The sequence below is a fragment of the Streptomyces sp. NPDC096324 genome (assembly GCF_044763015.1).
In the GTDB taxonomy this organism is placed as follows: domain Bacteria; phylum Actinomycetota; class Actinomycetes; order Streptomycetales; family Streptomycetaceae; genus Streptomyces.
This window is the reverse complement of sequence record NZ_JBIWFK010000011.1, coordinates 250,111-262,960: the sequence shown is the minus strand read 5'-3', so window position 1 is coordinate 262,960 and position 12,850 is coordinate 250,111. Positions and strand designations below refer to the sequence as shown.

Below are 12,850 nucleotides of genomic sequence, written 5' to 3'. Positions count from 1 at the left end.
GCAACGGTGCCATGCGTTCTCTAAGTGAAGACAGGAGTACCGGCCGACAGAGAACCGTCCAAAAGGGTCGAATCGCCCATCTCGCTGAGTGCGAGAGCAAGCGCTCCGAGCACCTCCGCACGGCCCCCAAGTGCCCCTGGCAACACCGAGAGTTGACGTGCGGCGCTGGGGATCGCGTAGCGGCCGACAGACTCCCTTATGGGCCCCAGAACGAGCTCGCCGGCCTCGGCGAGATCGCCGCCGAGGACCACTCGACTCGGGTTCAGCAAATTGCAGAGGTTCGCGACTCCACTACCGATGTGGCGGCCGACGTCGGCGATCACCCGACGGCAGCCCGGATCTCCGTCCCGCGCCAGCCTGACCACGCCCTCCATGGTCAGATCGGTACCATGGCTGGACTGGAGCAGCGGCAGCACATAACGCGCCGCCGCGAACGTCTCCAGGCAGCCGCGGTTGCCGCAACGGCAGACGGGGCCGGATTCATCAAGTGTAATATGCCCGATTTCTCCCGCTGTGCCACCCGGGCCGCGGTAGATCTTGCCCTCGATGACCAGGCCCGCGCCGACTCCGCTGGCGACCTTGATGTAGGCCAGATCCCGGACCCCGCGACCGCTGCCCCAGACCATCTCGCCGAGCGCGCCCAGATTGGCGTCGTTGTCCACCTGTACGGGCACGCCGAGCCGCCCCCGCAGCTCCTCGGCGGGCCTCGCGCCGGTCCAGCCGGGCAGGATCGAGGTGGACCCCAGGGTGCCCGACTCCACGTCGATGGGCCCCGGTACACCGAGGCCCACACCCGCGATTTTGGAACGGTCCACGCCCGTTGCTGCAATCAGGCGGCTGACCAGCTCCTCGGCCCGGTCGAAGCCCTGCGCGGCGGAGGCGTCCACGTCCAGCGGCTCGGACTCCTCGGCCAGCACCTGATGGGCCAGATTTCCGACAGCTACGCGCAAATGGGTATGCCCGAAGTCGACGCCGATGACGATGCCCGCGTCCCCGCTCAGGGACACGCTGCGCGCCCTGCGGCCCCCCGCCGAAGTGGGTGTGACCTCGACCGTTCCACCGTCCTTGAGTTCACGAACGATATTGGAAACGGTCGCGGCCGAAAGGCCCGTCGCCCTCGCGATCTCCGCCTGCGTGAGCGAACCGGCGAGCCGCACCGCTCGCACGACGCGCTCCAGATTGGCTCGGTGCAGCGACGACTGCGACCCCGGAGTCTCCATCGACTCATCCACTCCTGCCCTCAGCCGGGCGGCCCCGATGCCGCCCATGTGATCTGGGTCACGTCAACGGGACCCCGGTCACTTACAAGTTGTGAACTCCAAGCTCCGCTGAACGGGTTACCGCAGTCAAGTCCTTGACGGAAATCGGGGTCGCCCAGTCGTGTTCGAGTCCCGGACCCACCCGGACGCACATGCGCCACCCCCGGGACGGAGGTGGCGCATGTGACGGGCGGGGCGATTCGTTACTTGAGCGTCGCCGAAGTGAGACCTGCCTGGACCTGACGCTGGAACGACAGGTAGACGATCAGCATGGGGATCATGGCGATGGTCACGCCGGCGAACAGGACGGGCAGGTCGGTGGCGTAGCCCTGCTGCTGCTGGAGCTGGATGAGGCCCTGGGTCAGGACGTAGCGCTCCGGATCGGAACTGGTCTGCGGCTGCATCAGCACCGAGGGCAGGATGTACTGGTTCCACTGGCCCAGCACGTTGAAGATGCCGACGCTGAGCAGTCCGGGCTTGGCCATCGGCAGCATGACCTGGAAGAACGCCCGGGTGTGCGAGGCGCCGTCGAGCACCGCCGCCTCGAAGACCGCCGTGGGCAGAGTCCTGAAGAAGGCGTGCATGAAGAACACGGTGAACGGCAGCGAGTAGGCCACGTACACCAGGACCAGGCCTTGGTAGGTGTTCAGCATGTCGAGACGCTTGACCATGAAGAACAGCGGCACCAGGGCCAGGAAGACGGGGAACATGGCCCCGCCGACGAAGAAGAAGTAGACGATCCGGTTGCCCGGGAACTCGTACCGGGCCAGGACGTACGCCGCCATCGCGCCGAGCAGCATGGTCAGCGGGACCGAGAACACCAGGACGATCAGGGTGTTGGCGAAGTAGTCGCCGATGCCCTTGTTCCAGGCCCGGCCGAAGACGTCGAACTGCCAGTTCGAGGGCCAGCCGAGGGCCGAACCGCCGATCTGCGCGTCGGTCTTGAAGGAACTCAGGACCAGCCACAGCAGCGGCAGGATGATCAGGATCGCCCACAGGGCGAGGAACCCGTGCGAGAAGACGTTGAGGGCCACGCCCTCGGTGCGCTTGTCGCCCGGCCGCGGTGGCGCCTTCCTGGCGCCTCGCTGCGGGGGTACTCCGGCGCCGTCGACCTTCGCCGGCTCCGTGATGGGTGCGCTCATAGTCGTGTCTCCCGCTCAGAACTCGATGCGCTCGCGGCGGGTGGCGCGCAGCGTGACCACGGACAGGATCAGGGTGAGAAGGAGCATGACGACGCCCATGGCACAGGCGTAGCCGCTCTTTCCGAAGTAGAGGAAGTTGCGCATCATGACGTTCGCCATGACCTCGCTGTGGTGGTCGGGCCCACCGCCGTAGCCGGTGCCCTGGGTCGTGGTCGAGACGAGCACGAACATGTCCATCGCGATGATGCCGAGATAGACCCAGGCGGTCTGCACCGTGTCCCAGAGCAGGGGCAGGGTGACCCGGAAGAAGGTGTGGGTGCGGCTGGCGCCGTCCAGCAGCGCCGCCTCGTAGATGTCCCGCGGGATGGACTGCATGGCGGCGGAGAACAGCACCAGATAGAAGCCGACGCCGTGCCAGACGACGACCGCCATCAGACACCAGAGCACCAGGTTGGGCTCGTTCATCCACTCGACGGGACTGCTCGCGTCCACCAGGCCGAGCTTGATCAGCAGGCCGTTGAGCAGACCGCCGGTGTCACTGCGGTAGAGGGCCCCGAAGAGCACCGCGACGATCGCGAGTGACAGGACCTGCGGGAAGAAGTACACGATCTTGTAGAAGCGCGAGCCCGCGACACCCTGGACACCGCCGGCGCCACCCCGCCCGCCCGCGTTCACCATGAAGGCGAAGAAGAGGGCGAGCAGGATGGTGATCACCGGGATGAACACCAGGAACAGGATGTTGTGCCAGATCGCCTGGAGGAATACGTCGTCCTGGACCAACGCCTTGTAATTGTCCAGGCCGACGAAACTGAACGTCTGCGACTGACCCTTCCAGTCGGTGAAGGAGTAACCGATGGTCTGGAGGTAAGGCCAGATCACGAAGATCAGATACAGCGCCAAAGGTGCGAGGAGAAACCCCGCGACGAACCGGTTCTGCCCTTTTCGCATGGCATCCTGCCCCTGGTGTTCCGGGTTTACATGATCAGTCGCGGTGGTTCTTCTTGGACGCCGGGTCCTTGGCCGCCTTGTCGACCGCCGCCTGCGCGCGCTTCAGCCATTCCTTCGGCTGGATGCGCTTGGACATCAGCTCGTTGGACGCGTTCTGGATGGAGACGTCCATCTCGCTGTACCAGTTGGGGTACAGGTAGTTGAAGGAGTTGTCGCCGGCCGCCTTGGAGGCCTCGACCGTGGACTGCGTACCGGGCCGGAGCTGCACGCCGTCGGACACACCGTCCTTGAGGATGGTGAGCGAGTTGGCCTTCTGGGCGAAGAGCGTCGACCACTCCTTGGAGAGCATGGAGCGCATGAACTCCTGGGCCTCGGCCAGGTTCCCGGCCTTCGCCGGGATGATGAACGGCTCGCCCGAGCCGGCCCGGATCGCCTCGAACGGCAGCTTGTCGCCCGGCAGGCTGGGCATCGGCATGAACTTCATGTCGAAGTCGGCCGGGGTCTGCTTGAGCTGCTCGTTCTCCAGCCAGGAGCCACAGGTGATGAACGCGGCCTTGTACTGGTTCCACCGCGTCTGCGACTCGGTGTGGGTCAGGCCGTTGGTGCCGGCCAGCAGGTAACCCTTTTCCACGACCTCGTAGATGGCCTCGATGGCCGCCTTCGCGGCGTCGGACCCGACGAACGCCTTGGGGTCGAGGTTGTCGATCGCCTTCATGGCGTCCAGACCGCCCTGCTTGGCGATCAGGTCCATGATGGCGACGTTGATGTAGTACGGGTACTTGCCCTGGTGGGCGAGGCCGCCGATGCCCTGCGACTTGGCGTCCTTGCAGATGGCGAGGAAGTCGTCCCAGGTCTTGGGCACCTCCCAGCCCTTCTCCTTGAAGAGCTTGCCGGAGTACCACAACCCCCACACCGTGTAGATGTAGTTGAGGGACACGACCTTGCCGCCCTGCAGGCCCGGGTCGAGCGTGCCGGGGATCAGCGTGTCGCGGACCTTCTTCGACGGGTCGTCGATGGAGGGGGCGTCGAGAACGGCGGCGAGGTCGAGGAGCTGACCGCTCTTGTACAGCACGTCCAGCTTGATCTGCTGGGCGCCCGAGTCGTCGACGATGTCCGGCGGGTTGCCGCCGTTGAAGCGCGGCTGGAGCTTGCCGGTGATCTCCTGGGTACCGGTGTGGGCGCTCTTGCTGCCCCACTTCTTGTCGAACGCGGCTTCCCACGCCTTGGCGTAGTCGTCGCCGTAGCCGCCCTTGAAGACGACGACGTCGAGCTTGCCGTTGCCCTTCTTCACACCGAAGGGGTTGTCCTTGCTGGTCTTGCCGGTGCCCTTGTCGCCGGAGTTGTCGTCATCGCCCCCGCCGCTCGCACACGCGGACAGGAAGCTCATCGTCGGGACGGTGATCAGGCCGAGTGCGGCCGACCTCTTGATGAGGTCACGGCGGCCGACACCCTCGGGGCTGCTGTTCTCGGCGGAAGTGGATCCCATGCTCAAGTCCTCGCCTTCTCCAGGACTCAGGCGGTGAACCGGATCCTCCCCGGCACCGCGGTCAGTTCAAGCTGGGGCGTGCGTAGGGGATTCACCAGGACGAACCGGCGTTACGTGTATGGAACACGCTCCACCGTCCCGCGAAATTCCCCCCTGGGTCCTGCCTGTCCAGAGCCAGTCGATCGACTGGCCGGACGCGACAGGTATAGTCCACTTCCCGCCAGCGGAGCAAGATCGAATGCAGGTTTGGCCGTCGGTCTTTTCCGAGTTGAGACCTCACGGAAATATGGGGCAGCCCCGGACCACCCCGGCGAAGATCCACACCACGCCGGCGTCCCGCAATGAACTCAATGCACGGTTCGTCACACGGTATTCACCCCGGATGCCACACCCAACACCCTTGACAGCACTGTCAACTTGACGCCCAAATGGTCCTTGCGCAGCAAAATTGACAACGTTGTCCACGTGCAGGGAGGGTGCTCGCGCATGCAGCACAGAGCTCGGTACAGACAGAGTCCCACGCGGCGGTCCGGATGGCGTTCCCCGGCGGCACTGGGGGTGGCGGCTCTCTCCCTGTTAGCGGCCTCCCAGGGCGTCGCGGTCGCCCTGCCCGCCCAAACGGCCAAGCCCGACCGGGAGTTCGGCTCCTCGTTCGAATCGGACGATCCCGCCCCGGACTGGCTCAACACGGTGGACACCGCTCCCGACGGGACGAAGCGGTCCTCCGGCGTCGACGGCGGCTACAGCACCGGCATCCCCGGCAATGTGACCGACCACGTCACCGACGTGCGGGCCAGCGGCGAGAACACCGGCGCGGGCGAGGTCAAGGAGAACCTCGTCGACGGCGAGCCGAGCAGCAAGTGGCTGACCTTCGAGCCCACCGGCTGGGCGGAGTTCGACCTCGACGCGCCGGTCAAGGCGGTCACGTACGCGCTCACCTCCGCGAACGACCACGACGAACGCGACCCGCGGGACTGGACCCTCCAGGGCTCCACCGACGGCAAGGACTGGAAGACCCTCGACACCCGCTCCGGCGAATCCTTCGGCGAGCGGTTCCGGACGAAGTCGTACGACATCCAGAGTCCCGTCGAGTACCAGCACTTCCGGCTCGACGTCACGAAGAACAACGGCGGCGACATCCTGCAACTCGCCGATGTCCAGTTCTCGACGGGCGGCGGCGACGACCCGACGCCCAAGGACATGCTCTCGCTCGTGGACCGGGGGCCGAGTGGCTCCCCCACCGCGAAGTCGGGCGCCGGCTTCACCGGCAAGCGGGCCCTGCGCTACGCCGGCACCCACAAGGGCGACGGCCGGGCGTACTCGTACAACAAGGTCTTCGACGTGAACGTCGCCGTCGGGCGCGACACCGAACTGTCGTACCGAATCTTCCCCTCGATGGCGGACGGCGACCGGGACTACGACGCCACGAACGTGGCCGTGGACCTGGTGTTCACCGACGGCACCTCGCTGAGCGGTCTCGACGCCGTGGACCAGCACGGATTCACGCTGACGCCGCAGGGCCAGGGCGCCGCCAAGGTGCTCTACGTCAACCAGTGGAACAGCGTCACCTCGCGGATCGGTTCCGTCGCGGCCGGGAAGACCGTCGACCGGATCCTCCTCGCGTACGACTCGCCCAAGGGTCCCGCGAAGTTCCGCGGCTGGCTGGACGACGTCGCGCTCAGGAAGGCCGCACCGGGGAAGCCGGCGGCGCACCTGGCCGACTACGCGCTCACGACCCGCGGCACCAACTCCAGCGGCGGTTTCTCCCGCGGCAACAACTTCCCGGCGACGGCCGTACCGCACGGCTTCAACTTCTGGACGCCGGTGACCAACGCGGGCTCGCTGAGCTGGCTGTACGACTACGCGCGTGCAAACAACGCGGACAACCTGCCCACCATCCAGGCGTTCAGCGCGAGCCACGAGCCGAGCCCCTGGATGGGCGACCGGCAGACCTTCCAGGTGATGCCGTCGGCCGCCTCCGGCACCCCCGACACCGGCCGGGCGGCCCGCGAACTGGCCTTCAGGCACGAGAACGAGACCGCGCGGCCGTACTACTACGGCGTCACGTTCGAGAACGGTCTCAAGGCGGAGATGGCCCCGACCGATCACGCCGCCGCCCTGCGCTTCACCTACCCGGGCGACGACGCGAGCGTGATCTTCGACAACGTCACCGAGCAGGCGGGCCTGACGCTGGACACCTCGGCGGGCGTCGTCACCGGCTACTCGGACGTGAAGTCCGGTCTGTCGACCGGCGCCACCCGGCTCTTCGTCTACGGGACCTTCGACGCGCCCGTGACCGAGGGCTCCTCCAGTGGCGTCAAGGGCTATCTGAAGTTCAGGCCCGGCTCCGACCACACCGTCACCCTGCGCCTGGCCACCTCGCTCATCAGCATCGACCAGGCCAAGGACAACCTGCGCCAGGAGATCCCGGACGGCACGTCCTTCGACGCGGTCAAGAAGGGGGCGCGCAAGCAGTGGGACAGGATCCTGGGCAAGGTCGAGGTGCAGGGCGCCACGCCGGACCAGCTCACGACGCTGTACTCCAGCATGTACCGGCTCTACCTGTACCCGAACTCCGGCTTCGAGAAGGTGGGTTCCACGTACCAGTACGCCTCGCCGTTCTCCGCCATGCCCGGTCCGGACACCCCGACCCACACCGGGGCGAAGATCGTCGACGGCAAGGTGTACGTCAACAACGGCTTCTGGGACACCTACCGGACGACCTGGCCCGCCTACTCCTTCCTGACCCCCGGTCAGGCCGGTGAGATGGTCGACGGGTTCGTGCAGCAGTACAAGGACGGCGGCTGGACCTCGCGCTGGTCCTCGCCCGGCTACGCGGACCTGATGACCGGCACCTCCTCGGACGTGGCGTTCGCGGACGCGTACGTCAAGGGTGTCGACTTCGACGCCAAGTCGGCGTACGAGGCGGCCCTGAAGAACGCGACGGTCGTCCCGCCGACCTCCGGCGTGGGCCGCAAGGGCATGACCACCTCGCCCTTCCTCGGCTACACGAGCACCTCCACGGGCGAGGGCCTGTCCTGGGCCATGGAGGGCTACGTCAACGACTACGGCATCGCGCAGATGGGCAAGACGCTCTACAAGAAGACCGGCGAGAAGCGCTACAAGGAGGAGTCGGACTACTTCCTCAACCGCTCCCAGGACTACGTGAACCTCTTCGACTCCAAGGCCGGCTTCTTCCAGGGCCGCGACGCCAAGGGCGACTGGCGGGTCGACTCGACGAAGTACGATCCTCGCGTGTGGGGTTACGACTACACGGAGACCGACGGCTGGGGCTACGCCTTCACCGCGCCGCAGGACTCGCGCGGTCTCGCCAACCTGTACGGAGGCCGGGCCGCGCTGGCGGAGAAGCTCGACACCTACTTCTCCACCCCGGAGACGGCCTCGCCGGACACCGTGGGCTCCTACGGCGGCGTCATCCACGAGATGACCGAGGCCCGCGACGTACGGATGGGCCAGTACGGCCACTCCAACCAGGTGGCCCACCACGTCAACTACATGTACGACGCGGCCGGGCAGCCCTGGAAGGCCCAGAAGAACATCCGCGAGGTCCTCTCCCGTCTCTACACCGGCAGCGAGATCGGCCAGGGCTATCACGGGGACGAGGACAACGGCGAGCAGTCGGCCTGGTACCTCTTCTCCGCGCTCGGCTTCTATCCGCTGGTGATGGGCAGCGGCGAATACGCCATCGGCTCACCGCTGTTCACAAAGGCGACCGTCCACCTGGAGAACGGCCACGACCTGGTCGTCAAGGCCCCGCGCAACAGCACGAGGAACGTGTACGTGCAGGGCGTCCGGTTCAACGGCAAGGCGTGGAACTCGACTTCACTGCCCCAGTCGCTGATCGCCAAGGGCGGGGTGCTGGAGTTCGACATGGGCTCCAAGCCGTCCTCGTGGGGCAGCGGCAGGAACGCGGCACCGGTGTCGGTGACCGAGGACGACAAGGTGCCCTCCCCCCGCGCGGACACCCTGAAGGGGGACGGCGCCCTCTTCGACAACACCTCGGCCACGGACGCCCGTGTCACCTCGGTGGATCTGCCGGCCGGCGCCGAGACCAAGGGAGTCCAGTACACGCTGACCTCCGGGGACCACACCGAGGCGCCGACCGGGTGGACCCTCCAGGGTTCGTCGGACGGGACCACCTGGACGGACCTCGACAAGCGCTCCGGTGAGTCCTTCCCCTGGGACAGGCAGACCCGGGCGTTCACGGTCGCGACGCCCGGCTCGTACGCCCACTACCGGCTCGTCCTCGACGGCGAGTCGACCCTCGCGGAGGTGGAACTGCTGGGCTGAGCCACAGCCGACGAGAAGGGGCGGGCCCGGAGTCTCCTCCGGGCCCGCCCCGCGTTCGTGTACGGACGTTCGTGCGCGCGTCAGCTCACCGGCTCACGGCGAGGGTGAAGACGTGCAGGTCCGCGTTGTCCGGGAGCTTGACGCTCCTGATCGTCCTCCCCTCCGGTGCCGTGAACGGCTTGGTGGCGAAGACGTAGGTGGCCACAAGGTCCTTGTCGGCCCCGGCGACATTGCGGTACGCGGCTTTCGCGACGGTGACGTTGCCGTACTGGACGGTGCCGCCCCCGCCGCCGACGGTCCAGTCGGTGAAGGACAGGTCGACGGAGTCGGTGCCGCCGTCGGTGTAGGTGACGGTCGCCGTGGTCTTCTGGTTGCCGTTCACGGCGCTGCCGATGAAGGACAACCGGCCCGCGGGTTCGCTCAGTTCGATGGTCTGCGAGGTGCCCGAGGCGTTGTCGGGGCGGCCGGACGGGGACTTCGGCCAGGTGAAGGCGAGACCGTCCACCGTGCCCCGGCCGCCCGGGATCAGACCCGCGTCGGCGAGTGCCTGACGGGAGTAACTCCAGCCGCCGCCGTCGTAGTCGGCCTCGGCGTGATCGCCGGTGTCGTCCGAGACGCCGGTGTTGTCGTAGGCCGCGAGGAGGGATCCGGTGGCCGCGACGGTGAGCGCCACCGGCTGCGCGTACGAGGTGCCGCCCGAGGTCACGGTCACCTTGACGTCGTAGAACCCCTGTTCGGCGTCGGTGGCGGCGGTGAGGGCGATCCGCTGGGCGCCGTCGGTCACCGTGCCCTCGGCGGGGGTCGCCGTCACTCCCGCGGGCGCCTCCACCCGGAAGCGGACCTCGGGCCCGGCGCCGCCGCCGAGGGCGAGGGCGCGGATGTCGAGCGCGGTGCTGCCGCCGGGCGTGAGCGTCGCTGCCGTCGGGCCCACACCGACCTGGTACGGCTGCTCACCCGTGCGGAAGGAGGGCGGCGCGGCCGCCTCGGCGCTCCCCCAGCTCTTGTCCGGTGTCGCCGACAGCGTGTAGTCGAGGGTGCCGCCCTCACGGACGAAGGAGGCCGGCAGCCACGGCCGTTCGCTGCCGCGGCCGTCCACCCGCAGCGACTGGACGTACGGGGCGTCCGCGGCCGCGCCCCGGGCCCGGATCTCGATGTCGGCGCCGCCCGGACGCTCGATCTCGATCCTCGGGAACAGCGGTGAGGCCAGCGTCAGTTCGGCGCGGGAGGGCACCTGCGGGTACATGCCGAGCGCGGAGAAGACGTACCAGGACGACATCTCGCCGAGGTCGTCGTTGCCGGGGATACCCTCGGGCTTCGTCGACCACAGCCGGGTCATCGCCGCGCGGACGGTCTCCTGCGTCTTGTAGGGCGCGCCCGCGTAGTCGTACAGGTAGGGCACGTTGACCGACGGCTCGTTGTCCAGCTCGGACTTGGCACCACCGCTGCCGCTGAACGCCCAGCTTCCGTCCGCGTTGTGGAAGAACGTGTCGAGGCGGTCGAGGGCCTTGTCGCGCCCTCCCATGGCGGCGAAGAGGCCCGCCGGGTCGTGCTGCACCATCCAGGTGTACTGGGCCGCCGTGCCCTCCACGAATCCGTTGCCGGTCGCCGGGGTGAAGCCGGTCACCCAGCTCCCGTCGGCCTTCCGGTTGGCGACATAGCCGCCGCCGGGGTCGGCCGCGATGTTGAAGTTGTTCTGCCACCACTGGGAGCGCTCGGCGAAGTCGGCGGCGGTCTTCTTCTCCCCGGCGGCCTTGGCCAGTTGGGAGATCGCGAAGTCCGCGCCGGACATCTCCAGGGTCTCGGCCGCGCCGCCCCAGGCGTTGGAGACGGACGGCATGTAGTGGTGTTCGAGGTACTTGTCGAGCGAGGGGCGCTGGCCCACCGAGAGCACCGGCTTGCCCGCCGCCGAGAGGTCCTGCCCGGTCGGCACGGTCGCCGCCTTCACCAGCGAGCCGAGAGCCCTGCGCAGGTCGAAGTCCGTGCCGCCGAAGGCACGGATGCCCGCGAGGGCGGGCGCCGACGGATCACCGTTCATGACGTGGGTGCCGCTCGCGCCGTGCAGCCAGCGGTCCCAGACTCCCCCGTTCTGCCGGGCCAGTTCGAGGAGCGACTGCGCGATGTCGGAGCCGGTGTCCGCATCGAGCAGGGTCAGGAGCTGGACCTGGGAGCGGTAGACGTCCCAGCCGGAGAAGGTGCCGTACTGCGCCTCGTGGCCCCTGCCGACCTTGTGCACCTTGTCGTCGGGACCCCGGTATCTGCGGTCGGCGTCACTGATGACGTTCGGGTGCAGCAGCGCGTGGTACAGCGCGGTGTAGAAGGTGGTGCGGTCGCTGTCGGTGCCGCCGCCGACGCCGATCGCGCCGAGCCGCTCGCGCCAGGCCCGGTGGGCGGCGCGCCGGACGGAGTCGAAGGAGCGCGACGGCGGGTTCTCGTCGTCCAGGTTGGCGGTGGCGCCCTCCTGACTGACGTAGGAGATACCGACCTTGACGTTCACCGGGTCGGCGCCCGGCTCGAACTCCACGTAGCCGCCCGCGCCTTTGCCCGCGAGGGGCCGGCCGCCCTGCTGGAAGCCGCCGGTGCCGCCGCTCGCCTCGGTGGCCCCCGGGCTCAGCCGGTCGTCCTGCCAGGTGCCGGTGGTCTTGAAGGCGCGGTCGAAGCGGGCGGTGAAGTACAGGGTGTAGTAGGAGCGTTGCCCCTCGGGATCGAGATAGCCGCAGAAGTTCCCGGAGGTGACGGAGCCCGAGACGGTCCTGGTCGCCGGGTCGATGCGCACGGTCGAATCCGTCGACCCGACCTCGGAGTTGGCGGTGCGGATCAGCATCGAGGCGGGCTTGTCGGCGGGGAAGGCGAAGCGGCCCGAGCCGGTGCGCGCGGTCGCCGTGAGATCGGCGGTCACGCCGGAGGCGAGCCCCACCTTGTAGTGCCCTGGCTCGGCCGCCTCGTCGGAGTGCGCGAACCCCGCCGCGTAGACGGCGTCCTTGGTGTCGGTCGCCGGGGACGAGGTGACCTGACCCGCGTACGGGAAGAACGGGATGTCGCCGCTGCCGCCCGCGCATCCCGTTCCGGACATGTGGGTGAGGCTGAAGCCCCGGACGCGCGTGGCGTCGTACTGATAGCCGCCGGGCGCGGCCGTGCGGGTGGCGTCCCCGCGGGTGTTCTCCGGGCTCCAGGAGAGCATGCCGAAGGGCGTGACGGCACCGGGGAAGACATTGCCGCCGTTCCTGGTGCCGATGAGCGGGTCGACGTACGCGGTGGGGTCCTTGACGAGCTCCGGCGGCCCCGACGGAGGCGCGGCGAGCGCCGGGCCGGCGCCGGCGACCGTCAGGGCGACGGCCAGCAGTAACGATGACGGGCGGAAACGCATGACGCGGCCCCTCCTCCTTCGGACGGGTCGCGCACCACAGGTCGCACAAGCCGCAGGGACAGTAACGTGCGCCACGGGTACCACGGAAGACCGCCTGCGCCGGCGGAGCCGCGCCCGCCGCGCACTCCGATGGAGCCACACCCCCGATCGGCACCGACGAGCCGAGGCCGGCCACCGACGCAGGCCGACAACCTTCTTGACATCGTTGTCCGTTGAGGCGATAGAGTCGGGGGCAGACCGTTCGACAACGTTGTCGCGCACAGCGGTCGCCACAAGCCGCACCATCCCCGGGCAGGGCCTCCCCCGCCGCGTCCGGGCTCGCGGACCGGGTGGGTCCGAA

6 protein-coding genes are annotated in these 12,850 nt (G+C 68.2%); 1 reads left to right on the top strand and 5 read right to left on the bottom strand.

Translation table 11 applies throughout. The annotated features are described in order from the left end of the window. Positions 1 to 20 precede the first annotated feature (20 nt). The 4 genes from ACIQ7M_RS29575 to ngcE all read right to left on the bottom strand — a co-directional run bounded on the left by ACIQ7M_RS29575 (position 21) and on the right by ngcE (position 4,835). Positions 21 to 1,220, bottom strand: a complete 1,200-nt coding sequence (locus ACIQ7M_RS29575) for an ROK family transcriptional regulator (RefSeq protein WP_355769267.1) — start codon at positions 1,218 to 1,220, stop codon at positions 21 to 23. Positions 1,221 to 1,462: 242 nt separating this feature from the next. Further along, on the bottom strand, positions 1,463 to 2,401 hold the full coding sequence (locus ACIQ7M_RS29570; RefSeq protein WP_355769270.1) for a carbohydrate ABC transporter permease: 939 nt from the start codon (positions 2,399 to 2,401) through the stop codon (positions 1,463 to 1,465). Positions 2,402 to 2,416: 15 nt separating this feature from the next. Next, entirely contained in the window at positions 2,417 to 3,349 is a 933-nt protein-coding gene (locus ACIQ7M_RS29565; RefSeq protein WP_403650120.1) for a carbohydrate ABC transporter permease, read from the bottom strand. Between the two features lie 34 nt (positions 3,350 to 3,383). Then, positions 3,384 to 4,835, bottom strand: coding sequence for an N-acetylglucosamine/diacetylchitobiose ABC transporter substrate-binding protein (gene ngcE / locus ACIQ7M_RS29560; RefSeq protein WP_355769275.1), 1,452 nt, complete (start codon positions 4,833 to 4,835; stop codon positions 3,384 to 3,386). 486 nt (positions 4,836 to 5,321) lie between these two features. Here ngcE and ACIQ7M_RS29555 point away from each other — a divergent pair, with 486 nt between their 5' ends. After that, positions 5,322 to 9,146 (top strand): GH92 family glycosyl hydrolase, encoded by a 3,825-nt coding sequence (locus ACIQ7M_RS29555; RefSeq protein WP_403650116.1) that lies wholly within the window; start codon positions 5,322 to 5,324, stop codon positions 9,144 to 9,146. Between the two features lie 85 nt (positions 9,147 to 9,231). On the opposite strand, the gene ACIQ7M_RS29550 is transcribed toward ACIQ7M_RS29555, so the two are convergent. After that, positions 9,232 to 12,510, bottom strand: coding sequence for a GH92 family glycosyl hydrolase (locus ACIQ7M_RS29550; protein WP_403650113.1), 3,279 nt, complete (start codon positions 12,508 to 12,510; stop codon positions 9,232 to 9,234). Between the last annotated feature and the right edge of the window lie 340 nt (positions 12,511 to 12,850).